The organism is Streptococcus sp. HMSC068F04, from assembly GCF_001837455.1.
GTDB lineage: Bacteria > Bacillota > Bacilli > Lactobacillales > Streptococcaceae > Streptococcus > Streptococcus salivarius_D.
The window spans coordinates 1-25,847 of record NZ_KV832464.1 but is presented as its reverse complement, the minus strand read 5'-3'; the positions used below and the strand labels follow the sequence as shown (position 1 = coordinate 25,847).

Sequence of the window (25,847 nt, the reverse complement as noted above, 5' to 3'; positions counted from 1 at the left end):
CTTTACAAATATTTCTTAGCGACTTCAATATCGCCAGCATAGTTATCACGTTTACCATTTACGATCTGGAAGGCATCGGCACCTTTACCAGCGATAACCACAGCGTCTTTGGAGTCTGTAGTCTCAGACATTGCTGTTTTAATAGCTTCCTCTCGATCAACAATGATACGAACCTCGCGACTGATGTGGCTAGCAATTTCCTGACAGATAGCAAGAGGATCTTCCTTGTTAGGATCATCAGCTGTTAGGATGACATCAACATCAGGGTAGGTATTGAGGACATGCCCAAAGTCTTTACGACGACTTTCACCCTTATTTCCAGGAGCTCCTAGAATTAAACTAATACAACCATCTTGATGGCTAGTTACGACTTGTAAGAGCTTATTTAGGCTATCCCCATTGTGAGCATAGTCAACAAATGTCTTAGCCCCATTAGTTTGGGTTAGAACCTCCATACGCCCTGGAACAGAGGTTTGAGCGATTCCTTCCTTGATGTCTTGAAGGCTAGCTCCGAGACGTAGGCAGGCCAGACCAGCAGCCATAGCATTATCCTGGTTAAAGTCACCGATAAGTTGGATATCATAGTCACCAGCTAATTTCCCACTTGCCTTAAAGCTAAAACCTGAGCCATGTTTAACAGCATTGTCGGAGTTTTTACCATAGAAGTCATGCTCTTTATCCGCAACTTCCTCAGCGATAAAAGCAAAGTGATCCATACCGCTATTGACGATAACAACTCGACTGTTTTCCAAGAGGAGGCGCTTATGGTAGAAGTAGTCTTCAAAGGTTGGATGTTCAATAGGCCCAATGTGGTCTGGGCTGATGTTAAGAAAGACACCTACATCAAAAGTCAATCCATAGACACGCTTTGTCAGATAAGCTTGACTTGAGACTTCCATAATCAGATGGGTCATGCCATTAGCAACAGCTTCAGCCATCATACGGAAAAGGTCCAAACTTTCAGGTGTTGTTAAGGTAGACTTGAAGAAGTTTTTTCCGTCTAGTGTCGTGTTCATGGTTGAAAGCATAGCAGGTTTATGACTTTGCTTGAGAATATTGAAGGCAAAGTAGGCTGCTGTTGTTTTCCCTTTTGTCCCAGTAAAAGCCAGTAATTTAAGCTTGTCTTGAGGGTATTGGTAGAAGGCCTGAGCAACGAGGCTCATAGCCTGCTTAATATCTGATACGATAATGGCAGGTATTCCCACTTGATAATCTTTCTCAGCCACGTAGAAACGCAAGCCAGCTTTGACAGCATTCTCTAAAAATTCAGGCTTGAAAGCAGCTCCTTTGGCAAAGAAGAGGGACGATGGTGTGACATCACGACTATCATAAGAAAGATGATCAAAAGTCACCCCAGTCCATGAATAGTAGTAGTTGTCTTGGTCGATAATATCTCTAAAATTATGGTCCTTTTTAAGAACCTCTAGAACTTGTTCAATAGTAATCATAGTTCCTATTTTAGCCTTAATGTTCTTGTTTTACAAGTCACAGCCAAAAGTTTATAATAAACTAGATTATATTTTATTCTCTAGAAAGAAAGTTATGACTGAAACTAAAACTGACACACAGCAGCAGCAGATGCTAAGAGGGACGGCGTGGATGACAGCATCCAATATTATCAGTCGTCTATTAGGGGCACTTTATATTATTCCTTGGTATGCTTGGATGGGTAAACAAGGTGACCAAGCCAATGCCCTCTTTGGTCAAGGGTATAACATTTATGCCCTTTTCCTTTTGATTTCTACAGCAGGGATTCCAGTCGCAATTGCCAAACAGGTGTCTAAATACAACACTCTTGGAAAGATGGAGACGAGTTTCTTCTTACTCAAGCGTATCTTGTATTACATGATTGGTCTCGGATTGATTTTTGGCGTTTTCATGTACTTTGCTTCGCCGTGGATGTCTTACCTTTCTGGGGGAGACGAGAATCTGGTTCGCGTAATGCGTAGTCTTTCTTGGGCAGTTGTTATTTTCCCATCTATGTCTGTTTTACGAGGCTTTTTCCAAGGCTTTAACAACATGAAGCCTTATGCTTTAAGTCAGATTGCGGAGCAGATTATCCGTGTTATTTGGATGCTGTTGGCGACCTTCTTCATCATGAAAATTGGGACAGGCGATTATGTGACAGCAGTTGTCCAATCGACTTTTGCTGCTTTCATCGGTATGTTGGCTAGTTATGGGGTGCTTTTCTTCTACCTTTGGAAGGAGGGCAAGCTCAAGAGTCTTTTTGGCAAGCAGGCTGTTCATCCAGATATCAATCCGACTGCAATTGTTATTGAAACCTTTAAGGAAGCCATTCCCTTTATTATTACTGGCTCAGCCATTCAACTTTTCCAACTCATTGATCAATGGACCTTTATCCGTACTATGGAGCGGTTCACAAGCTATAGTAACAGTCAGCTACAGGTTTTATATGCTTACTTATCTTCAAACCCGAGTAAAATTACCATGATCTTGATTGCCGTTGCCCTTTCTATTGCTGGGGTCGGCATCCCACTCCTGACAGAAAATATGGTTAAGAAGGATTTGAAGGGAGCGGCTAAACTAATTATCAATAACCTACAGTTGCTTTTGCTCTTTATTGTACCTGCCATTGCAGGATCAGTGATTCTGGCTAAACCACTCTACACAGTTTTTTACGGGGCACCAGATAGCCAGGCCCACTTGCTCTTTGTAGCCAGTCTGATTCAAGTTATTTTCTTGGCCTTGTATAGCGTTTTAGCACCTATGCTTCAGGCAATCTTCGAAACCCGTAAAGCTATCAACTATTTTGCGATTGGGGTTTTAGTTAAGGGAATCTTACAGTTACCATTGATTATTTTCCTAGGAGCTCTTGGACCAGTTATTTCAACAGCCATCGGTTTAGGTGTTCCGATTGCTCTCATGTATAATCACCTCCACACTGTTACGCACTTTAGTCGTAAGACAGTGTTTAGAAAAGCCTTACTCATCTGTATCCTTACAGTGCTCATGGCTATTCCAGTTGCAGTCTTCTATGGGGTGTTCCAGTTTGTACTTTCACCAACAAGCCGTGTGGGCAGTGTGATTTACTTGGTCATTGGAGGAGGCCTTGGAATCGGTGTCTATGGCATTCTTGCTCTTGTAACTCGTATGGCTGACCAATTGCTTGGCACCCGAGCAGCTAGCCTACGTGCTAAATTACATATTAAATAAGATTTAAACCAAGTCGTGTGGCTTGGTTTTTTCTTTTCAATATTTTCTGAAAAAGGAGTATAATAGTGGTGAAAAAATGAAATCGTTTTAATGATTTAGAATCGAGGAAAGGACTATGACTGATTCTAGACAAGAAAAGATAAAATTAGGGACCTATCCTCCTGAACAAGTTTACCAAGTCTTGCAGACAAGCCGTCAAGGTTTGAGCTCACAAGAGGTTAAGGAGAGGCAGGCGACTTATGGACCTAACCAATTGAAGGAAAGTAAGACGGAGCCTATTTGGCTGACCTTTTTCAGACATTTTACTAGTCTCATGGCTCTCTTATTGTGGGCTGGTGGCTTTATCGCTATGCTCTCTCATAGCTTAGAGTTGGGGATTGCAATTTGGTTGGTCAACATTATTAATGGTCTCTTTAGCTTTATTCAAGAATATAGAGCAAGTCAGGCTACGGCAGCTCTTAACAAGCTTCTTCCATCCTATGCGCGAGTTCTTCGTGATGGTAAGGAGGACAAGATTCTAGCTCAAGACTTGGTGCCAGGTGACTTGGTTTTCATTGAAGAAGGAGACCGTATTTCTGCAGACGGACGCTTAGTCGCTGTGACAGATTTGCAGGTTAATCAATCGGCCCTCACTGGTGAGTCTAATCCTATTTATAAGTCAGATCAAGCAGATTTGACTCCCAACAAGACTGAGTTAGAATATGACAATATGGTATTTGCAGGGACGACAGTCTCTTCTGGTTCTGGACATTTTATAGTATCTGCTATCGGTATGAAAACTGAGTTTGGACAAATTGCAGACTTGACGCAAAACCTAGCTCAGGAAAAAAGTCCACTGCAAAAGGAACTAGACCATTTAACCAAACAGATTTCGGTCATCGCAGTATCTGTAGGTCTCTTCTTTATGGTGGCAGCGACTCTATTTGTCCATCAGCCTTTGTCTCAAGCCTTTATTTTTGCATTGGGGATGATTGTGGCCTTTATTCCAGAGGGACTTCTTCCCACAGTTACTCTCTCTCTAGCCATGGCAGTTCAGCGTATGGCTAAGGATCATGCTTTGGTTAAGAAGTTGTCTTCGGTAGAGACGCTAGGAGCAACTTCTGTTATTTGTTCGGATAAAACAGGGACTTTGACGCAAAATGCTATGACGGTTAACCACCTGTGGACCTTGTCAGACAGTTATGGGGTAACTGGGCTAGGTTACGCACCGGAAGGGCAGATTGAGCAGGAAGGACAACCTGTTTCTCTTGAAGAAAATGAGCTCCTTAATCGTTTGGTCCGATTCTCACATTTGGCTAGTAATGCTCAAGTTGTAGCTCCTAGTGCTGATAATCCCAATTATACGATTTTAGGTGATCCAACTGAGGCTTGTCTTAATGTTCTCGCCGAAAAAGCAAGAATAAATTTAAATGACAATCATACTTGGGCCCCTCGAATCAAGGAAATTCCCTTCGATTCTGATCGTAAACGGATGACAACAGTGCATAAGCTTGAGTCAGGATTGGATGGTAGTTATCATATATCTATCACCAAAGGTGCTCCAAAAGAAGTGATGGAGCTTTGCTCAGATTACTATGATAATCAAGGGATGATTAAATCATTGACAGCTACTGAGCGTCAGGCTATCCTTGCGGCTAATGATAAGTTTGCCCGTGATGGTCTACGTGTTTTAGCTGTGGCCTATAGACCTTTAGATAGCGAGCATATTGGAGAAGACCGGTGGGACATGCAGACCCTGGAGGACAATATGGTCTTTCTAGGTTTAGTTGCCATGAGTGATCCGCCACGTCAGGGGGTGCGAGAGGCTATTGAAAAATGCCATAGAGCCAGTATTCGTATTATCATGGTGACAGGTGACTATGGTTTGACAGCTCTTAGCATTGCCAAGAAAATCGGAATTGTACAAGGTGATGATGCGCGTGTTGTTTCAGGCCTTGAACTAGCTGCCATGGATGACGACCAGCTCAAAGAAGCGCTTAAAGGGGAAATTGTTTTTGCTCGTGTAGCGCCTGAACAGAAATACCGTGTGGTCAATGCACTTCAGGAGCTTGGTGAGGTTGTCGCTGTTACTGGTGATGGTGTTAATGATGCCCCTGCCCTTAAAAAAGCTGATATCGGTGTAGCTATGGGGGTATCGGGAACCGATGTTGCCAAGGAATCTGCGGATATGATCTTAACAGATGATCATTTTGTTTCGATTGTACATGCTGTTGAAGAAGGTCGTGCGGTTTATAGAAATATTCAAAAATTCCTGACTTATATTTTTAATTCCAATACACCTGAAGCTGTACCCTCTGCTTTCTTCTTGTTCTCTTTGGGACGCATACCTCTTCCCTTAACGGTTATGCAAATCCTAGCTATTGACTTGGGGACAGATATGGTACCTGCTTTGGGATTGGGGGTTGAACCACCTGAAGAAGGAGTGATGGATAAGCCACCAAGACGTTTATCAGACCGCTTACTCAATCGCCAACTATTGATTAAAGCTTTTGTCTGGTATGGACTGATTGAAGCAGCCTTAGCTATGGGGGCTTTCTTCCTTAATTATTGGGTTAATCAAGGGAACTTAAACCATTTGGCTAGCTCAGGTCCTCTCTACCGAGAGGCAACTACCATGACATTAGGAGCTATTATCTTTACCCAAATTGGTATGGCTATGAATAGTCGTAAAGGTAGAGGGTCTATATTCCAAGTTAAACCATTTGCTAATCGGATTATTAGCTTAGGGATTGTTTTAGAAATTGTCCTCTTTATCCTCCTGTCTTACGTGCCTTTCTTCTACACGTTATTTAACACTGCACCTATTGGACTTGATGATTGGCTCTATTTACTTGCTTGTCCGTTTGTTATTATGGCTTTGGAAGAAATCAGATATCGCTTATTTGATAAAAAGTAAGTCAGTAGCTTACTTCGGATTGCAGCGAGACTTTTAAATCATTTCTTAGTGCTTGAAACTATGATGTTTCAGGCACTTTTTGATGCTTGAAAATCTACTTTAGATAATCTCAAAAATTGGCCTTATTTTAAATTAGAGTTAGTATCTATCTGTCTTTTTAGGTTATAGAAATAAACTATAACTAACTATCAAGAATCCGTATGATGAACTTACCATTATTTTCAGAAAATAGTGATAAAATAGAGGTCATAGATATGGAGCATATCCACTTTACCATGTAGAAAGGGCACATTATGACACAAGAATATCAATTAGAAACCATTTTGGCACACGCAGGAATCAATTCGGATGAAGCAACAGGAGCCTTGGCTTCACCAATTCATTTTTCAACAACTTACCAACATCCAGAATTTGGCCATTCTACTGGTTTTGACTATACACGAACTAAAAATCCAACACGCGCAACAGTGGAAAAAACACTTGCAGCTATTGAAAAAGCAGATTATGCTATTGCAACAAGTTCAGGGATGAGCGCCATTGTTTTGGCCTTTGAAATTTTCCCAGTAGGCAGTAAGGTTGTAGCTGCGCGTGACCTTTACGGAGGTTCTTTCCGTTGGTTTAATGACAAGGAAAAAGAAGGTCGCTTCTTTTTTGAATACACAAATACAGAAGATGAGATGATTGCGGCTATTACAGAAGATACCGATATTGTCTACATCGAAACACCGACAAACCCACTCATGATTGAGTTTGATATTGAAAAAGTGGCAAAAATTGCTCATGACAAGGGTGCGGTGGTTATTGTTGATAATACTTTCTATAGCCCAATCTATCAAACCCCGATTACTCAAGGTGCTGATATCGTTGTACATTCAGCTACTAAATACCTATCAGGGCATAATGACGTTTTGGCTGGTGTTGTTGTGACCAGCAACCAAGAATTCTACGATAAACTTTATTATAACCTCAATACGACTGGTCCTACCTTGTCACCATTTGATAGCTATATGCTTATGCGTGGTCTTAAAACCTTAAAACTTCGTATGGAGGCATCGACAGCCAATGCTCAAGAAGTTGTAGCTTTCTTAGAAAAGTCAGCAGCTGTTAAGGAAGTCCTCTACCCAGGCAAGGGTGGTATGATTTCCTTCAAAGTGGCTAATCAAGATAAGATTCCTACCATTATCAATTCTCTAAAGGTCTTTACCTTTGCGGAGAGTCTAGGTGGTGTCGAAAGTTTGATTACCTACCCAACGACACAAACCCACGCAGATATTCCAAGTGATGTGCGTGCTTCCTATGGTTTGACAGACGACTTGCTTCGTCTTTCAATTGGTATTGAAGCAGCACAAGATTTGATTGCTGACTTGGAAAATGCCCTTAGTCTTTAAGGAGTTATCTATGACACGTTATGATTTTACAACACAACCAAATCGCTTGGATCAAAATACCATGAAATGGCACGAAGCCGAAAGTAATCCAGAACTACTTGAGCTTTGGGTTGCCGATATGGACTTCCTACCTGTTCCTGAGATTAGGGATGCAGTTATCAACTATGCTGAGACACATATTTTTGGTTATCCTTATCCAAGTGAAGAGCTTTATCAGTCCATCATTAATTGGGAAAAAAATCAACACGGTTACGTCGTTGATAAAGAGAGTATTGTTCTCATTGAAGGTGTTGTTCCAGCCATTTCAACAGCTATTCAAGCCTTTACCAAAGAAGGAGATGCTGTTCTCATCAACACACCAGTTTATCCACCTTTTGCTCGTTCGGTCCGTTTGAATAATCGTCGGTTGATTGAAAATAGTCTTGTTAAGGTTAATGGCCATTTCGAAATTGATTTTGAACAATTGGAACGTGATATCGTCGAGAATGATGTTAAACTTTATGTTTTCTGTAGCCCACATAACCCAGGTGGGCGTGTCTGGACTAAAGAAGAATTGACCAAGGTAGCAGATTTGTGTCAGAAACATGGTGTTCTCTTGGTATCTGATGAAATCCACCAAGACTTAGCCCTATATGGGAATAAGCACATCTCTATGAATACCATTTCAGATGCTTACAAGGACTTTACCTTGGTGCTTAGTTCGGCTACTAAAACCTTTAATATTGCTGGTACCAAAAACAGTTTTACTATCATTGAAAATGAAGACTTACGTAAAGCTTTTAAACAAAAGCAATTGGCAAATAATCAACATGAAATTCCAACCATTGGTTTGATTACAACTCAAGCAGCTCTGACCTATGGGAAACCTTGGATAGAGGAATTGAAAACTGTCTTTGAAACTAATATTGACCTTTTAACCAAAGAACTTAGTGAAAAGACCAATATCAAGGTCATGAAACCTGAGGGAACTTACTTGGTTTGGCTTGATTTTTCAGCCTATGATCAAGACCATAATGAACTTGGACGTTTACTTAAAGAAGAAGCCAAGGTAGTGCTAAATGACGGTATTACTTTTGGTTCCGAAGGAGAAAAACATTTCCGCTTTAACGTAGCTACGCCAACTACAGTTGTTGCAGAGGGAGTTAAACGTCTCGTTTCTGTCTTTGGAAAATAATAAAAGTGATGCGAACAGCATCACTTTTATTATTGTTATGAGTGTACATCGTAAATTTTCAAGTTTAATAGAAGATCTTTCTGAGTGGAGAAAACTTTGACATCCTGCTTGCCAGAGGTATTAAATCTGGCTAGAGTGTAGGTTTGGCCATTGGGAAAGAAGATTTCCAAGCTACGATTGTCTGTAATAAGCGTTATAGTGATATTATCAGTTTCCTTATAGTGACTGTCAGCTTTATAACCTTGACCGTTACCCAAGAGTCCATCGTAATAGTAAGAAGAGGCAGTTTGACTACCATCCATGCTGTTATTCAGTTCGGCAGCATAGGCAGAGACCTGATAGGTACCACTTGTTATTTGGTAGGCGATTTTAACGTAATCAGAGCCTTGCCAGATATCAATGTAGATATAGCCTCCTTCTTTCTTAATATTTGAAAAATGCAGTTGGTAATACCCTGCACTATTTTTTCCAGCAAGATCAAGAAGGCCATTAGCATTTTGATTGTGACTTTTATCAATCCAAGGTTTTCTATTGTCACTAGTGAGTGGTCTTTGACTTGAAATGTTGCCATTTTGATTTTTGAGGGTTAATTGTTCATTCTTATAAAGGGGAGTGGACTGAATAATATTGTTCTTATCTAGCTGTAGCTGTCTGGGTGTAGCGTAAAAACCGATAGTTTTTAGAAAATCACTCTTGGGCTCTTGGTCACTGTGAATGCCTGACGTGAAGTAATTCCAATTACCAACCCAGCCAAGACTGATAAGGTTATGATTGCTTTCTTCAATTCGATCGCTTCCAGTGAAGTTAGCGCCATAATAGTCTGAGCCTTGATCTAAGCGTTTTGTTTCTGTATCTGCAATAAATAAGCCGTTACCATCTAAATGCCCTACAGTATAGTAGGTTCCAGTTGTTTCGCCTGAAGCTGTATCCTTAGCTCCAAAAAAGAGAACTTGCTTGTCCTGACCGTCGGTTGTTGTCATTGTTTTGAGAACGGGACACTCGATAGGAGCATTGTCCTGCCACTTACGACCCTTAAAAAATGTTTCGGGTAGGATTTTGGAGACTCCCTTGCTATCTGCTTTGTTCCAGTTGATGCCATCTTGAGATTGATAAACACCTAGTGCGTCACCTTCAGCGACATACATGAGTAATTTGTCTTTGAAGTGGAAGACATAAGGATCGCGGAAGTCTTTACCGTTATAGGATTGTTCCTTTGTCAATAAAGGTTTACCATCTTTTAAGGCATTAGTAAAGCTAGCTCCCTTGTCATTTGATGCACTAGCATAGATTGCTTGGCTTCCATCATCCGTGAGTCCAGTAAAATAGGCGACAGGTTCTTCGTTTTGGATATCAGAAATCCCCTGACTATCTGTGACTACACTACCTGTCCAAGCAGAATGCCATCCTTCTTTAGAGTCGCCACCCTTTGATGGTATAGCAGTCTCTTGTTTACTATAGGTGATAAAATCTTTAGTCGTTGTATGTGTCCAATCTTGACCGTTGGGTCCAAAAGGATCAGTAGCCCCATCCACAGAGTGTAGAAAATAGATATCATAGTAATTTTTTTCTTGATTCCATACGATAGTCTGTAGGTCGTTAGACCATCCTTTATGAGATGCTAGATGAAAGGTTTGACTCACAGAAGCCTTATTTGTTTTTGGAGAAGGATTGTTAACGTTCTCATTTTTCATTATAAAAACAAAAAATAAGATTAAAAAAGCAATAATAAAAATTAGAGAAGGATATTTTGATTCCATATAGTAATATTTCCTGATTAAATTGCATGTTTTTATAGTTATTATTTTAACAAAAAAATAGTTTTTTACAAAAAATATCAATTTGTCATTAAAAAAAGATTGGAATTTAGATAAAAAAATGATAGAATGGAACATGTAAAAACCTAAAAGGAGAGTTTATATGGATATTACAGTTAATTCACAGTCAAATACAGTAGCACCAAAGCAAGCAGAGTGCAAAAAGATGCGTTATAGCATCCGTAAGGTAGCCACAGTAGGGGCAACATCAGCACTCGTTGGTACCTTGGCGTTTTTGGGTGCCACTCAGGTAAAAGCTGATCAAGTTACAGAAACAGCACCAGCGGTAGCTACTGCGACAGCAACACCAGAAACAAGCACAGCATCTCTAACGGTAGCCAGTGAAACAGCAACAAGTGTGGCAACTTCAGAAGCAGTTGAATCTTCAGTTGCACATTCAGAGGTTGCAACTAAACCAGTTACAGAGACACAACCAAGCAACACAACTCCATCAGTAGTTGAAGAAAAGGCGTCTAGCACAGTAGTGACATCTTCATCAGATGCAACAACACCTTCAGCGACTGTTGCTGCAGTTTCTGCTCCGGCTCATACATCAGAGGCTGCAGTAGAAGCACCAACTTCAACAGCAAGCTCAGAAGCAGCTGATACACACACTGAAGTAGACCTTAAAGTTTCTGAAAACAGCGCGGCTAATGCCAACCTTAGTAAACTTAATGGTCGTATCAAGTCTATTGTTGAAGAGAATATGACCTCAGATCAAATCGTTGCCTTGACTGAGGAAGAAATTAAAGCACTTAATAAAGTTGACTTTAGTGGTGATGCTATCAAGGGTACAGGTACTAGCTTGACTTACCGTAACTTGAAAGATATCGTTGCTAGCTTCTTGAAGCAAGACAGCAAATTGGCAGTTCCTTACTTTAAAGCAGATACAATCATCAATATGCCTGCCTTCAACACTGTTGATGCCCAAACAATGGAAAAAGGAGAAATCGATGTTTGGGATTCTTGGCCAGTCCAAGATGCTGAGTCAGGTGTAGTAAGTAACTGGAACGGTTACCAGTTAGTCATTTCAATGGCCGGTGCACCAAATAAAAACTCAAACCACATTTACTTGCTCTATAGTAAATATGGAGATAATGACTTTACACATTGGAAAAATGCGGGTCCAATCTTTGGTTATAATGCCCTTGAAGATGACCAACAATGGTCAGGTTCAGCGACGGTAAACTCTGACGGTAGTATCCAACTTTACTACACTAAGAATGATACTAGTGGCGGTAAATTGAACTGGCAACAATTGGCTAGTGCTACACTTAACCTAGCTGTTGAAAACGACGAAGTTGTTATCAAGTCAGTTGAAAATGACCACATTCTCTTTGGTGGGGATAACTATCATTATCAAAGTTATCCAAAATTCATGAGTACTTTCAACGATGACCACAACCACGATGGAAATCCAGACCGTACAGATAACTACTGTCTTCGTGACCCACACATCATTGAAGATAACGGTAGCCGCTACTTAATTTTCGAATCAAATACAGGTGACGAAAACTACCAAGGCGAAAAACAAATCTACAACTGGTCAAACTACGGAGGAGATGACGCCTTTAACCTTAAGTCATTCCTCAATATTGTCAATAATAAACACCTTTATAACCTTGCTTCATGGGCAAATGGTTCTATTGGTATCTTGAAACTTGATGACAATGAGAAAAATCCATCTGTAGCTGAACTTTACACACCACTTGTTACTAGCCACATGGTTACTGATGAAGTAGAACGTCCAAGTGTTGTTAAGATGGGTAACAAGTATTACCTCTTCACTGCTTCACGTATCAATAAATCTACGGATGCTGAAGGTACTGTGGCAGCGCGTGAAGCTGTCGGTGATGATGTTGTCATGCTTGGATTTGTATCAGACAGCCTCCGAGGAAAATATCGTCCACTTAATGGCTCAGGTGTGGTCTTGACAGCCTCTGTACCAGCTGACTGGCGTACATCTACCTATTCTTACTATGCGGTTCCTGTTGAAGGCTCATCAGATACTCTTTTGGTAACTTCTTACATGACTAACCGTGGTGGAATTGCCGGTGCTGAGAATAAATCAACATGGGCTCCAAGCTTCCTTATCAAGATGAATGCAGATGATACTACAGAAGTTCTTCCTAAGATGACGAATCAAGGTGACTGGATTTGGGATAAATCTAGTGAAAGCTTGGTATACGTAGGCGATCAAAACAGTGCTAAATTGCCAAACGAGGACTTTAATGTAGATTATTATGCGGTATCGGGTTATGGTCTTAAACCACATACTTATCCTACAGTTGATGGTTCAACAGGCGTTTCTGAAGCTCACGGTGTCTTGACTGTAACTGTTAAAGATGGTAAAGACAAGAAGGCAGATAAGCCAGAAACACCAGTAAGTCCAACAGAAGGTAACCATTCTGTTGATGATAAGACTAATAAACCAGGCACTTCTAAACCAGCGGACAATAATCAACCATCAGCTGATAAAGAAGATAAACCAACAAATCCTACGAATCCGGATTCTCCAGCTCGTACTCCTTTCCCATATTATGGAGACCACTCTAATGATAACAATTCTTCAAATGATCATCATGTAGCGGTCCCTGTGAAACCTTCGACAGGAGATTCTGTGGGTGATCGTCGTCCAGTAGCTCAAGCCGCAGAGATTGCGACACCAGTACCAAAGACTATTGTAGCAACTGGACCAACTGTTCCAACGAATACTGTTAAAGAAGAGTCTGTGACTGAAACAGAAGCTCCAAAACCAGTTAAGTCTGAAGAAAAAGTTCAGTCTCACGGAGTTGATAAAGCTAATGAAGTAACTAAGTCTGATGAGTCAAGTAAAGGCAACAATACTAAAGTTGCTGCCAAACTTGCTACGACTCCTAAGACACCAAGTGATTCAGAAGGTTCAAACAGCAACATTCTTTCAATCTTGGCGACTATCTTTGCAGCAATTGCTAGTCTAGCTCTTCTTGGCTATGGTTTGGTCACAGGAAAGATTCATTTACCTAAAAAATAATCCTTTTCAAAAACGTTTGCAGAAAAGCAAGCGTTTTTTTTGCCTTTTTGATATAATGGAGTGAGTATAAAGCAAAGGAAGAAACTATTATGGGTAAATTTCAAGTTATTTCACATCCACTGATTCAACATAAACTTTCAATCCTCCGTCGTGAGGATACTTCTACTAAGGACTTCCGTGAGCTAGTTAATGAAATTGCTATGCTTATGGGTTACGAAGTATCTCGTGACCTTCCTCTCGAAGAGGTTGAAATTCAAACACCAATTACCAAAACAGTACAAAAACAACTTTCTGGTAAGAAATTAGCGATTGTTCCAATCCTTCGTGCGGGTATTGGTATGGTCGATGGTTTTCTTAGCCTTGTACCAGCAGCTAAAGTTGGTCATATTGGTATGTATCGTGATGAGGAAACTCTTGAGCCGGTTGAGTACTTGGTTAAATTACCAGAAGACATTGATCAACGTCAGATCTTTGTAGTAGACCCAATGCTTGCGACTGGTGGTTCAGCAATCTTGGCAGTAGACTCACTTAAAAAACGTGGCGCTGCTAATATCAAGTTTGTTTGCTTGGTTGCAGCACCAGAAGGTGTTAAAAAATTGCAAGATGCTCACCCAGATATTGATATCTACACAGCATCTTTGGATGAGAAACTTAATGAAAACGGTTATATTGTTCCAGGTCTTGGAGATGCAGGTGACCGTCTCTTTGGTACAAAATAAGTTGAAAAGGGAAAATTTCCCTTTTTTTACTAGATTAATAAGTTTTAAGTGAGATTGGTTTAGGGAATCTTAGCACTCTTTTAGAAAGAGTGCTAAGAATGATGTTTTTTATTTGACCTAATTTGACTAAAATCATATAATAGCATCAAGACAATATTAAAAGGAGGATTCATATGATTCCTGTAGTAATTGAACAAACATCACGCGGTGAGCGTTCTTACGATATTTACTCACGTTTGCTCAAGGATCGTATCATCATGTTAACAGGTCCTGTTGAAGATAATATGGCAAACTCAATTATCGCCCAACTCTTGTTCTTGGATGCTCAAGACAATACAAAAGATATCTATCTTTATGTTAATACACCAGGTGGATCCGTTTCGGCAGGTCTTGCCATTGTTGATACAATGAACTTCATCAAGTCTGATGTTCAGACTATCGTAATGGGGATGGCAGCATCTATGGGAACAATTATCGCTTCAAGCGGTACCAAAGGTAAACGTTTCATGTTGCCAAATGCAGAATACATGATTCACCAACCAATGGGTGGTACTGGTGGCGGTACGCAACAAACAGACATGGCTATCGCAGCTGAGCACTTGCTCAAGACACGTAATAACTTGGAGCAAATCTTGGCAGATAATTCTGGACAACCAATTGAAAAAGTTCATGTAGACGCTGAGCGTGACAATTGGATGAGTGCTCAAGAAACGCTTGAATATGGTTTCATCGATGAAATCATGGCTAATAACCAATTAAAATAAACTGAGCTTGTCTTAAATAAAAGTCAGATGAAAATCGGTTGTATAAGGACCGTTTCATCCGGCTTTTTGTGTTATAATAGAAAACATGTTAATAATCAATGAGGAGTTGCTTGCGATTGATCAAGCTATAGAGTGTCTTGTTTCGTATTTTCTAAAGCTACCTGAGGTAGAGAATTATCGTTTGAAACGCCAGAAATTCGAAAATGACAGAGAACTTCAAGAGCAACTCTTTGCATTTAAAGAATTAAAGGATAGCTATGATACTGCTAAGGCGTATGAGGCTTTTAGACCAGATGTGAGAGAGTTGAAACGTCAGGTTTTGCGAATGAAGCGCCAAATTGATTTAAACGAGGTGGTTATTGGCTATCGTCAGGCAGAGTTCGATTTACAGACTATTTTAGCCAATCTTGGTGAGGAGATTGCCCAAGCCGTTTCGGATCAGATTTTTATTGATACTGGGCTACCTCTTGCCCCTCATAAACCACATCATAAAAAGGGAGACACTAACATAAAGGAGAAGATGAGTCATGATTAAGCGTCAAGGCATTATTGTTTATTTATACTACAATAGAGACTTACGTAAAATTGCCAAGTTTGGGGATGTTGTCTACCATTCTTATAAGATGCGTTATGTGCACCTTTATGTAGATGAGGACAAGGTCGAGGATATTTTGAAAGAGCTCGATGGAATGAAAGCAGTGAAAAAAGTTCTGCCTTCCTATTATTCTGATATTGATATGGACTTTGTAGGTAGTCTGGAACGCTACGACACCTCAGTCCCTGAACCGTTTAAGAACTTTTCTCTTTAATAAGAGAAAAGTTTTTTTCTTTTTCAAGAGTTGTTCTTAAAGTAATGGAAACGATTACTATAGCTAAAGCTTAGTTATGTGTAGTTGACAATTGTCTGATAATTCTGTAAGCTATAAGATGGACTTTTTTAAGAAAATATTAAGGAGAAATCTTATGTCTAAAAAGATCACACTTATTGTGTTAGCCTTTTTTGCTTCTGTTTTCTTGGTTGCCTGTGGCAAGTCACCAGATGTGACTGCTAATGCCAATGGTACTAAGATTGGCGATACAATCAAAATTGGTGTTAACATGGAGTTGACAGGTGCCGTTGCAGCCTATGGTAAGGCGGAGCAGAATGGTATTAAGTTGGCTGTTGACGAAATTAACAAAGCTGGTGGCGTCGATGGCAAAAAGCTTGAGCTTGTCACAAAAGATAATAAATCTGAGAATGCTGAAGCTTCAACATCTTCAACGAACTTGGCTATTCAGAATAATGTAAATGCTATCGTTGGTCCAGCGACATCAGGTGCTGTTGCTGCGGCTAGCCTCGTATCACAAAAAACAGGGGTTCCTTTGCTGACACCTTCAGGTACGCAGGACGACCTTACGGTAGATGCTAAAGGTACGAAGAAATTCGTTTTCCGTACAACCTTCAAGGATAGTTACCAAGGTAAAGTTTTGGCAGCTTATTCTTACAATAATTTGAATGCTAAGAAAGTAGTTCTCTACTATGATAATGCTTCAGATTATGCCAAAGGTATTGCGGATGAATTTAAGCGTGAATATAAAGGTCAAATCGTTACTGAAGCTACCTTTGCTTCAGGGGACAAGGACTATCAGTCAGCCTTGACTAAATTTAAAGACCTTGATTATGATGCTATTGTAATGCCAGGTTACTATACTGAGACTGGTATTATTACAAAACAAGCACGTGACCTTGGAATTGATAAACCAATCCTTGGACCTGACGGATTCAGTGATGCGAAATTTACTGAGCTTGCAGGTAAAAAGAATGCTTCAAACGTCTACTATGTATCAGGATATTCAACAAATGTTGCCCTTTCTGACAAGGCATCAGGATTCATCGAAGCATATAAGAAAGCTTACAACACTGACCCAAATATGTTTGCTGCTCTAGCTTACGATTCTGTTTATATGATTGCAGAAGCATCAAAAGATGCGAAAACATCAGTTGATATTGCTGATAACTTAGCACATTTGAAAAACTTTGTCGGGGTTACAGGTAAAATGACGATTGATAAGGATCATAACCCTATTAAAGCAGCTCTTATGGTTAAAAGAGATAATGGTGAAGAGGTTTCAGCGGAAGCCGTTGAAATTGAAAAATAATCTGTTATCTATACTAAAAATGAACTAGAAAGTTTGGTTAAATATGTTTTTTGAACAACTTCCCCAACAACTAGTCAATGGTATCATCTTGGGTAGTATCTATGCCTTACTTGCCCTTGGATATACCATGGTTTATGGGATTATCAAATTGATTAACTTTGCCCATGGAGACATCTATATGATGGGTGCCTTCGTTGGTTACTATGCGATTAATAGCCTTGGAATGAATTTCTGGGTTGCCCTTGTCTTTGCTATGCTTGTCTGTGCGATTTTAGGGGTTGTCATTGAGTTCTTGGCTTATCGCCCACTCCGTAATTCGACACGTATTTCTGCCTTGATTACGGCTATCGGTGTCTCATTCTTCCTTGAGTACATCATGGTTCTCTTTGTAGGTGCAGATACACGTTCATTCCCTCAAAAGATTGCAATTAAGACTTATCATCTTGGATCAATCTCTGTAACAAATGTGCAATTGCTTATCTTGGTAGTTGCCCTTGTCCTTATGGTTGCTCTTCAATTGATTGTTAAAAAGACTAAGATGGGTAAAGCTATGCGTGCCGTATCTGTAGACAGTGATGCAGCTGAATTGATGGGTATTAATGTTAATAACACTATCAGCTTCACTTTTGCTCTTGGATCATCACTAGCAGGGGCTGCTGGTGTCCTTATTGGTCTTTACTATAATTCTATCGAACCTCTTATGGGTATGACGCCAGGTATTAAAGCCTTTGTTGCCGCTGTTCTTGGTGGTATCGGTATTATCCCTGGTGCAGCACTTGGTGGATTTGTTATCGGTATTTTGGAGACATTATCAACTGCAATTGGTTTGTCAAGTTACCGTGATGCCATCGTTTATGGTGTCTTGATCGTTATCCTTTTGGTTCGCCCAGCGGGTATTCTCGGTAAAAATGTGAAAGAGAAGGTGTAAGACATGAAGAAAAATCTAAAAGTAAACCTTATTTGGTTTGGTCTTATCATTGGGCTCTTCCTTATCTTGAAAGGTCTTGAACTTTCAGGTATCATGAACCTTTACTACATCCAAATCTTAATGGGAATTGGGATCTCAATCCTTATGGGACTTGGTACTAATCTGGTTCTTGGTTTCTCAGGGCAATTTACACTTGGACAAGCTGGTTTCATGGCAATTGGTGCCTATTCATCAGCTATCATTACTGGTATGATGCCAACATATGACGGTTTCTACCTCTCAATGGTTGTCGGTGTCATCATCGCAGCTATTGTTGCCCTTATCTTTGGTCTACCTACCCTTCGTTTGAAAGGGGACTACCTTGCCATTGCAACTCTTGGTATGGCTGAAATCATCCGTATCATTATCGTTAATGGTGGTGAATTGACTAATGGTGCTGCTGGTTTGACAGGTATCCTTCCTTATACAAGTTGGCCTGTAATTTATTTCTTTGTGGTAATCATTACAATTTTGGTACTTAACTTCTTGCGTTCAGCAACTGGACGTCAAGCAATCACTCTTCGTGAAGATGAAATTGCTGCTGAGTCAATGGGTGTTAATGTCACAAAAATGAAGGTTCTTATCTTTGTTATTGGTGCCATGATTTCAGCGATTGCTGGTTCACTTTATGTCAGCTACATCGGTACAGTTGTGCCAAAAGATTTCACTATCATGAAATCAATTGATTACCTTATCATTGCCGTTCTTGGTGGTCTTGGATCTATCACAGGTACTATTATTGCTGCTGTTGTTCTTGGTATTATCAACATGTTCCTCCAAAACGTTTCAAACCTTCGTATGATTATTTACGCCTTGGCTTTGATTCTTGTAATGCTCTTCCGTCCAGGTGGACTTCTTGGAACAAAAGAACTCTATCTCTCAAAATTCTTCAATAAATCTAAGGAGGGCAAATAAAAATGGCACTTCTTGAAGTTAAAAATCTAACTAAAAACTTCGGTGGTTTGACTGCCGTTGGTGATGTTTCAATGGAACTCAATGAAGGTGAGTTGGTTGGGCTTATCGGACCAAATGGTGCTGGTAAAACAACCTTGTTCAACCTTTTGACAGGTGTCTATGAGCCAAGTGAAGGGACTGTTACACTTGATGGTACAGTCCTAAACGGTAAAGCACCTTATAAAATCGCTTCACTCGGTTTGTCACGTACTTTCCAAAATATCCGTCTTTTCAAAGACATGACTGTGCTTGAAAATGTTCTTGTTGGTTTGTCAAATAAGCAACCTTCAAATTTCTTTGCATCTCTTTTGCGTTTGCCTAAGTACTACTCAAGTGAAGAAGAGTTAAAAGCAAAAGCTATGGAACTCTTGGCTATCTTCAACTTGGATGGTGAGGCAGATACGCTTGCGAAAAACTTAGCTTATGGGCAACAACGTCATTTGGAAATTGTTCGTGCACTTGCAACAGAACCAAAAATTCTTTTCCTTGATGAACCAGCTGCGGGTATGAATCCACAAGAAACAGCTGAATTGACTGCTCATATTCGTCAAATTCAAAAAGACTTTGGTATTACAATCATCTTGATTGAACATGATATGAGTTTGGTCATGGATGTTACTGAGCGTATCTATGTTTTGGAATACGGACGCTTGATTGCAGAAGGAACACCTGATGAAATTAAGAATAACAAACGCGTTATTGAAGCTTACTTGGGAGGTGAAGCATAATGGCTATGTTGAAAGTTGAAAATCTCTCAATTAAATATGGATCTATTGAAGCTGTTAAAAATGTTAGCTTTGAAGTTAATGAAGGTGAAGTTGTAACTCTTATCGGTGCTAACGGTGCAGGTAAAACATCAATTCTCCGTACAATCTCAGGTCTTGTTCGTCCAACTGAGGGAACCATTTCTTATCTCGGAAATGAGATCCACAAAACACCTGCACGTAAGATTGTTGCTGAAGGTTTAGCTCAAGTACCTGAGGGACGTCATGTATTTGCAGGATTAACCGTAATGGAAAATCTTGAAATGGGAGCTTTCCTTCATACAAATAAAGAAGAGAACGCAGCTCTCTTGAAAAAAGTCTTCCAACGTTTCCCACGCCTAGAAGAACGTAAGAATCAGGATGCAGCGACACTTTCTGGTGGTGAACAACAAATGCTTGCAATGGGTCGTGCCCTTATGAGTCGTCCAAAACTTTTGCTTTTGGATGAGCCTTCAATGGGACTTGCTCCAATCTTTATTCAGGAAATTTTTGATATTATTGAAGATATTAAGGCACAAGGGACTACAGTTCTTTTGATTGAACAAAATGCCAATAAGGCTTTGTCAATTGCGGACCGTGGTTATGTTCTTGAAACTGGTAAAGTGGTTCTTTCAGGTACTGGTGAAGAACTTCTTGCATCAGATGAAGTTCGTAAAGCCTATCTTGGAGGATAAGAAAAAGCGCCCGAGGGCGTTTTTCTATCGTCTCATACTGATTGTAAAATACTAATTTTTCAGCAAAATATTGCAATCGGTTACAATTAGTGTGGTATAATACAAGTAAGAAATCATTCGGAGGAAAATGAAACATGGCAGTAAAAGATTTTATGACGAAACGTGTGGTTTATGTCTCACCAGAAACAACAGTTGCAGCAGCTGCAGATATTATGCGTGATAAAGGGTTGCGCCGTTTGCCGGTAATTGAACACGATAAACTTGTTGGGCTTATTACAGAAGGTACAATGGCGGAGGCTTCACCATCAAAAGCAACAAGCTTGTCAATTTATGAAATGAACTATCTCCTTAATAAGACAAAGGTAGGAGATATCATGATTAAGAATGTCCTTACAGTTTCCAAATATGCTAGCCTTGAGGATGCAATCTATATCATGCTTCAAAATAAGGTTGGAGTCCTTCCAGTTGTGGACAATGACCAAATTTCAGGAATTATCACAGATAAAGATGTCTTTCGTGCTTTCTTGGAAATTTCTGGTTATGGTCAAGCGGGAATTCGTATTGGGTTGGAAGTTCCTGATACTCCACGTGTTTTGGAAAAAATTGCGAACCTTATCGCTAGTGAGAATCTCAACATCGAACGTACAATTGTTGCACCTAAAAATGACACCGTACTTCGTGTCGAACTCCAAGTTGAAGGAGAGGTTGGAATTGAAAAACTCAAGAAAGTTTTTGTAGAAGCAGGATTTACAGTTACTGAAATTGTAGAAACAGAAGCAAAAGAGTTAGACTAATAAAAGGATAAAACAAACTAAATTCTTAAGACTTTAGTTATCCTAAAAAATAGATAGTTTGTAGGAATAGTTCAGTGGAAATGAGATTATAATCCTTGCTTTTTCTAGTAACTAGTGAACTACAGGCTTGAACTTTATACAATAAAAAGAGGCTAGAACATTATGTTCCAGCTCCTTTTTTATTGTTAGTCTTGAAAATCGTAAAGTGTTGTAGAGAGGTAGCGTTCACCGTTGTCAGGCAAGAGTGTCAAGACTTTTTTGCCTTCGCCAAGCTCAGCAGCAACCTTTAGGGCGGCAGCAATAGCAGCACCTGATGAGATACCAGCTAGGAAACCTTCTTGGCTCCCCAATGTACGTGATGTTGCGATAGCTTCATCAGAAGGAATACGCACAACACTGTCATATGATTTTGTATCCAATGTGTCAGGAATGAAACCAGTTGAGATACCTTGAATTTTGTGTGGTCCTGGTTTATCACCATTCAAGACGGCAGATTCGTCAGCTTCAATACCATAAACCTTGATATTTGGATTAGCAGCCTTAAGGGTTTTTGAAACACCTGAAATAGTACCACCAGTACCGATACCAGCAACAAAAGCATCCAAACCTTCTGCACCAAAATCTTCAAGGATTTCTTGACCAGTTGTAGCCGCGTGGACAGCTGGGTTTGATGGGTTGGCAAATTGAAGTGGTACCCAACCGTTGCGTTCAGCAGCAACTTCTTTAGCTTTAGCAATCGCACCTTTCATTCCTTCGCTACCAGGAGTCAATACAAGTTCAGCTCCATAAGCTTGGATGATTTTACGACGTTCAACACTCATTGTGTCAGGCATTACGATAACAACTTTATAGCCTTTAGCAGCACCAACCCAAGCGAGACCAATACCAGTGTTACCTGAAGTTGGTTCAACAATGGTATCACCAGGTTTAATAGTACCAGCTTTTTCAGCATCTTCAATCATACGAAGAGCAATACGGTCTTTTACTGAAGAACCAGGGTTAAAGGCTTCGAGTTTAACGTAAACATCTGCTGATCCTTCTGGAACAATAGAGTTAAGTTTAATAACAGGTGTTTTTCCAACAAGTTCAGTGATTGAGTTGTAAATTGTCATATTTAAAATCCTCTTAATCTTTGATTGATGGTTTTAAGTATACGACGGTAGTCTCAACTTGTAAAATACATCTTCTTTATCACTGTGATAACGTTTGACTATCAGATAGGAATTTCAACGATTTTCTTTCCAGATTTTTCATAAGTAACTTTCCCTTGATAGAACTCAGTCAGTTCCTGACCGAGTCTTTCAATCTCAGACTCTTCGACAAATAAAGTAGTAGAAACATCTGATAAGAAAGTTGTATCAAATTCTTGGAGTCCTTTTTTTTCAAGGAAGTTGGAGAAGACTTGGTACTGAGAGTAGGTTAACTCTACGGTTAGTCCTGTTAATTCCTTGACTTCCACTCGACCAATTTCTTCAATAGCATGGGCAACGCTACCAGAGTAAGCGCGGATAAGACCACCTGCCCCAAGTTTGATTCCTCCAAAATAACGAGTCACAACAGCTACGACATTAGTAAGTCCTTGTTTTTCTAGAACAGTAAGCATAGGCACACCAGCTGTTCCAGAAGGTTCGCCATCATCACTCGAACGCTTAATTTGACCATCATCTCCAACAATCATTGCAGAGCAAGAGTGATTGGCCTTGTGATGCTCTTTCTTAATCTGAGCGATATACTCTCTCCCTTCTTCTTCACTACTAATACGTTTCAAGTGACAAATAAAACGAGATTTTTTTATTTCTTCTTCAACGATTCCATCGTTGGCAATAGTTTTGTAATCCATAAAAAAATTTTATCATAAAAAGATGAATTCAAACATATTTTCGAATAGAAAGATATGGTACCTAAAGAATATTATGGACGACTATTTACGAAAGAACAGTTGTCAGTGGACTATCACTCAGAGGCTTTTACATTAGAAAGCATGATAAAGGTCGATAAACAACTTAGATGTAAAAGATGTAACAGTCAGATAGAGGAAGATTGGCAATTACCGGAAGGTCAGTATTATTGCAGAGCGTGTATTGTCTTTGGCAGAAACCAAGAAGGAAAAGAACTTTATTATTTTCCTTCAAAAACATCTGAAATTGAATTTCCTGCTTTGAAGTGGTTGGGGGAACTGACTCCCTATCAAGCTGAGGTCTCAGAGAAGCTTTTAGAAACATATCAAAAACAGAAAGACAGCCTCGTACATGCTGTGACTGGTGCTGGGAAGACCGAGATGATTTATAAAATCGTTGCCTATGTTCTTGAAAGTAAAGGTAATGTAGCTATCGCAAGTCCTCGGGTTGATGTTTGTCGAGAGTTATTTCTTCGTATGCAGAGGGATTTTACTTGTAGTATTTCTCTGCTTCATGCTGAGAGTGAACCATATGATGGTAGTCCGCTTGTAATAGCTACCACCCATCAACTACTAAAGTTTTACCAGAACTTTGACCTAGTTATCGTTGATGAGGTTGATGCATTCCCTTTTGTAGGAAATGTCATGTTAAATCATGCTGTGGAGCAGGCAAAGAAGGAAACCGGTCGCTATATTTACTTAACAGCGACTTCTACAATATCTTTAGAAGAGCAAGTTCGACTTGGAGCTTTAGAAAAACATCACCTTGCCAGACGTTTCCATGGAAATCCTTTAGTACTTCCTAAATTCTTCTGGCAAGGAAGATTACAAAAATCTCTAATGAGAGGCAAGCTTCCAAGACCTCTTGTTTATCAGATTAAAAAGCAACGTAAATCAAAGTTTCCTCTATTAATATTTTTCCCAAATATAGCGATAGGTGAAAAGTTTACTAGCATTCTGCAAAAATATCTTCCAGATGAAAAAATGGCCTTTGTTTCTTCAAAAAGCGAGGAGCGTTCAGCTACCGTAGAGCAGTTCCGGGAAAAAGAGTTATCCATCTTAGTGACAACAACTATCCTTGAACGTGGTGTAACCTTTCCACAAGTAGATGTTTTTGTTTGTATGGCAAATCATCACTTATACACTAGTTCGAGTCTTATTCAGATAGGAGGTCGAGTTGGAAGATCCCCAGATAGACCGACAGGAAAGCTTTATTTCTTTCATGAAGGACTATCCAAATCTATGCTTCGTTGTCGAGAAGAAATAAAGGTTATGAATAAAAAAGGAGGATTTAACAATGAAGTGTCTACTATGTAATGACTGGATTGAATCAGTGCCAAAATTAAGAGACCTGATTACGTTTAACCAGAGAGAAGAGTACTCCTGCGTATCTTGTAAAAATCAGTTTAAAAAACTTTCAAAAGAAAGATGTCAAAATTGTAATAAGGAGTTACATAGAGAGACCTGTATTGATTGTGAACTTTGGATGAAAAAAGGCTATATTCCTAAGCACCTTGCCATTTATCGCTATAAAGAAAACATGAAAGATTATTTTAGCCGATATAAATTTATGGGAGACTATTGTCTTAGAAAATTATTTCAACAAGATATAAAAAATAACTTAAAACCATTTTTGACGAAAGGTTTTACCATAGTGCCGGTCCCATTATCGGAAGAACGCTTGGCAGAAAGAGGATTTAACCAAGTTGAGGGATTGATAGAGGGAATTCCCTATCAGGATATCTTTGAGAAAAGAGATATTGAGAAGCAATCATCGAAAACACGCAAGGAGCGTTTAAGTCAAGATAATGCCTTCTGTCTCAAGAAAGGTATAGATGTACCAGATAAGATTATTATAGTGGATGATATCTATACAACAGGATCTACTTTATATCAGATGGTTCAACTATTAGAAGGTATAGGTATTAAAGAAGTTTTGACCTTTTCACTAGCTAGATAATAAAAATCCTTGCAAATTTTCATGAAAAGGATATAATATAGATAAAGAAAACGCTAACGAGCGAGAAAGAGGTCTTTTATGATTAAATATAGTATCCGTGGCGAAAACATCGAAGTAACTGAAGCACTTCGTGACTATGTTGAAAGTAAACTTAGCAAAGTTGAAAAATACTTCAACGAAGACCAAGAATTGAATGCACGTGTAAATCTTAAGGTTTATCGCGAAAAGACAGCTAAAGTAGAGGTTACTATTCCAACAGGTTCTGTAACACTAAGAGCAGAAGATGTTTCGCAAGATATGTATGGTTCTATTGACCTGGTGGTTGATAAGATTGAAAGACAAATCCGTAAAAATAAAACAAAAATTGCACGTAAGCATCGTGAAAAAGTTCCAACAGGAGAAGTGTTCTCAGCTGATTTTAATAACGAACAAGTTGAAGAAGCACCAGCTGTTGAAGTTGTAAGAACTAAAAACATTGAGTTGAAACCAATGGATGTTGAAGAAGCCATCCTTCAAATGGAGTTGTTGGGTCATGACTTCTTTATCTATACAGATAGTGAAGATCATACAACTAATGTTCTCTATAAACGAGAAGACGGAAACTACGGTTTGATTGAAGCTAAATAATTAAAAAATAAAGGAAGTAGGTTGAGAGACGTGCTTCCTTTATTTTTTTCAAAAACCCTATTGACAAGAATTTATTTGGGTGATAAGATATAAAAGTTGTCTTAATTGCCTTGCCACAAACTTGAAAAG

General features: G+C 39.5%; 22 protein-coding genes. 18 read left to right on the top strand and 4 right to left on the bottom strand.

Annotation, left to right across the window (positions count from 1 at the left end; translation table 11 throughout):
- Positions 1–2 precede the first annotated feature (2 nt).
- A complete protein-coding gene (locus HMPREF2571_RS01855) occupies positions 3–1,448 on the bottom strand; it encodes a UDP-N-acetylmuramoyl-L-alanyl-D-glutamate--L-lysine ligase (RefSeq protein ID WP_070847093.1) in 1,446 nt (481 codons plus the stop codon).
- A 94-nt stretch (positions 1,449–1,542) separates the two neighbouring features.
- Between HMPREF2571_RS01855 and HMPREF2571_RS01850 the strand changes: the two genes are divergently transcribed.
- The 4 genes from HMPREF2571_RS01850 (at position 1,543) to HMPREF2571_RS01835 (ending at position 8,632) form a co-directional block, all read left to right on the top strand.
- The gene (locus HMPREF2571_RS01850) at positions 1,543–3,174 is read left to right on the top strand and encodes a putative polysaccharide biosynthesis protein (RefSeq protein WP_070847091.1); all 1,632 of its coding nucleotides are present in this window, start codon (positions 1,543–1,545) and stop codon (positions 3,172–3,174) included.
- A 115-nt stretch (positions 3,175–3,289) separates the two neighbouring features.
- Positions 3,290–6,070, top strand: a complete 2,781-nt coding sequence (locus HMPREF2571_RS01845; RefSeq protein WP_070847089.1) for a cation-translocating P-type ATPase — start codon at positions 3,290–3,292, stop codon at positions 6,068–6,070.
- A gap of 293 nt (positions 6,071–6,363) precedes the next feature.
- On the top strand, positions 6,364–7,458 hold the full coding sequence (locus HMPREF2571_RS01840) for a cystathionine gamma-synthase (protein ID WP_013990081.1): 1,095 nt from the start codon (positions 6,364–6,366) through the stop codon (positions 7,456–7,458).
- Between the two features lie 10 nt (positions 7,459–7,468).
- On the top strand, positions 7,469–8,632 hold the full coding sequence (locus HMPREF2571_RS01835; protein ID WP_070579534.1) for a MalY/PatB family protein: 1,164 nt from the start codon (positions 7,469–7,471) through the stop codon (positions 8,630–8,632).
- Positions 8,633–8,667: 35 nt separating this feature from the next.
- On the opposite strand, the gene HMPREF2571_RS01830 is transcribed toward HMPREF2571_RS01835, so the two are convergent.
- Positions 8,668–10,272 (bottom strand): glycoside hydrolase family protein, encoded by a 1,605-nt coding sequence (locus HMPREF2571_RS01830; protein WP_224118999.1) that lies wholly within the window; start codon positions 10,270–10,272, stop codon positions 8,668–8,670.
- A gap of 277 nt (positions 10,273–10,549) precedes the next feature.
- Here HMPREF2571_RS01830 and HMPREF2571_RS01825 point away from each other — a divergent pair, with 277 nt between their 5' ends.
- From HMPREF2571_RS01825 to HMPREF2571_RS01775, 11 genes are all read left to right on the top strand, one after another.
- The gene (locus tag HMPREF2571_RS01825; protein WP_070847087.1) at positions 10,550–13,459 is read left to right on the top strand and encodes a glycoside hydrolase family 68 protein; all 2,910 of its coding nucleotides are present in this window, start codon (positions 10,550–10,552) and stop codon (positions 13,457–13,459) included.
- 89 nt (positions 13,460–13,548) lie between these two features.
- A complete protein-coding gene (gene upp / locus HMPREF2571_RS01820) occupies positions 13,549–14,178 on the top strand; it encodes a uracil phosphoribosyltransferase (RefSeq protein WP_002883819.1) in 630 nt (209 codons plus the stop codon).
- A gap of 173 nt (positions 14,179–14,351) precedes the next feature.
- Complete coding sequence (locus tag HMPREF2571_RS01815) at positions 14,352–14,942, top strand: ATP-dependent Clp protease proteolytic subunit (protein ID WP_002883818.1); 591 nt, start codon at positions 14,352–14,354, stop codon at positions 14,940–14,942.
- Between the two features lie 85 nt (positions 14,943–15,027).
- Positions 15,028–15,477 carry a YlbF/YmcA family competence regulator gene (locus HMPREF2571_RS01810; RefSeq protein WP_013990085.1) on the top strand — a complete coding sequence of 150 codons (450 nt, stop codon included), beginning with the start codon at positions 15,028–15,030 and terminating at the stop codon, positions 15,475–15,477.
- On the top strand, positions 15,470–15,751 hold the full coding sequence (locus tag HMPREF2571_RS01805) for a YlbG family protein (RefSeq protein ID WP_002890011.1): 282 nt from the start codon (positions 15,470–15,472) through the stop codon (positions 15,749–15,751). Before HMPREF2571_RS01810 ends, HMPREF2571_RS01805 begins: the two co-directional genes overlap by 8 nt.
- Before the next feature lie 154 nt (positions 15,752–15,905).
- The gene (locus HMPREF2571_RS01800) at positions 15,906–17,081 is read left to right on the top strand and encodes an ABC transporter substrate-binding protein (protein WP_013990086.1); all 1,176 of its coding nucleotides are present in this window, start codon (positions 15,906–15,908) and stop codon (positions 17,079–17,081) included.
- 43 nt (positions 17,082–17,124) lie between these two features.
- Complete coding sequence (locus HMPREF2571_RS01795) at positions 17,125–18,009, top strand: branched-chain amino acid ABC transporter permease (RefSeq protein ID WP_002883743.1); 885 nt, start codon at positions 17,125–17,127, stop codon at positions 18,007–18,009.
- A gap of 3 nt (positions 18,010–18,012) precedes the next feature.
- Complete coding sequence (locus tag HMPREF2571_RS01790; protein WP_002883720.1) at positions 18,013–18,963, top strand: branched-chain amino acid ABC transporter permease; 951 nt, start codon at positions 18,013–18,015, stop codon at positions 18,961–18,963.
- Between the two features lie 2 nt (positions 18,964–18,965).
- Positions 18,966–19,730 (top strand): ABC transporter ATP-binding protein, encoded by a 765-nt coding sequence (locus HMPREF2571_RS01785; RefSeq protein ID WP_002886634.1) that lies wholly within the window; start codon positions 18,966–18,968, stop codon positions 19,728–19,730.
- Entirely contained in the window at positions 19,730–20,440 is a 711-nt protein-coding gene (locus HMPREF2571_RS01780; RefSeq protein ID WP_013990087.1) for an ABC transporter ATP-binding protein, read from the top strand. The genes HMPREF2571_RS01785 and HMPREF2571_RS01780 overlap by 1 nt, the downstream gene beginning before the upstream one ends.
- Before the next feature lie 134 nt (positions 20,441–20,574).
- Positions 20,575–21,234: a CBS and ACT domain-containing protein gene (locus tag HMPREF2571_RS01775; RefSeq protein WP_013990088.1), complete on the top strand. Its 660-nt coding sequence runs from the start codon at positions 20,575–20,577 to the stop codon at positions 21,232–21,234.
- Positions 21,235–21,419: 185 nt separating this feature from the next.
- Here HMPREF2571_RS01775 and cysK read toward each other — a convergent pair whose 3' ends face one another.
- Both cysK and HMPREF2571_RS01765 read right to left on the bottom strand, forming a co-directional pair.
- Complete coding sequence (cysK, locus tag HMPREF2571_RS01770; RefSeq protein ID WP_002883742.1) at positions 21,420–22,346, bottom strand: cysteine synthase A; 927 nt, start codon at positions 22,344–22,346, stop codon at positions 21,420–21,422.
- A gap of 101 nt (positions 22,347–22,447) precedes the next feature.
- A complete protein-coding gene (locus tag HMPREF2571_RS01765; RefSeq protein WP_013990089.1) occupies positions 22,448–23,074 on the bottom strand; it encodes a YigZ family protein in 627 nt (208 codons plus the stop codon).
- Positions 23,075–23,128: 54 nt separating this feature from the next.
- On the opposite strand from HMPREF2571_RS01765, the gene HMPREF2571_RS01760 reads away from it, so the two are divergent.
- From HMPREF2571_RS01760 to hpf, 3 genes are all read left to right on the top strand, one after another.
- The gene (locus HMPREF2571_RS01760; protein ID WP_013990090.1) at positions 23,129–24,448 is read left to right on the top strand and encodes an ATP-dependent helicase ComFA; all 1,320 of its coding nucleotides are present in this window, start codon (positions 23,129–23,131) and stop codon (positions 24,446–24,448) included.
- Complete coding sequence (locus HMPREF2571_RS01755) at positions 24,429–25,091, top strand: ComF family protein (protein WP_013990091.1); 663 nt, start codon at positions 24,429–24,431, stop codon at positions 25,089–25,091. Before HMPREF2571_RS01760 ends, HMPREF2571_RS01755 begins: the two co-directional genes overlap by 20 nt.
- 78 nt (positions 25,092–25,169) lie before the next feature.
- A complete protein-coding gene (gene hpf / locus HMPREF2571_RS01750) occupies positions 25,170–25,718 on the top strand; it encodes a ribosome hibernation-promoting factor, HPF/YfiA family (protein ID WP_002883786.1) in 549 nt (182 codons plus the stop codon).
- The last annotated feature ends 129 nt before the right edge of the window (positions 25,719–25,847 follow it).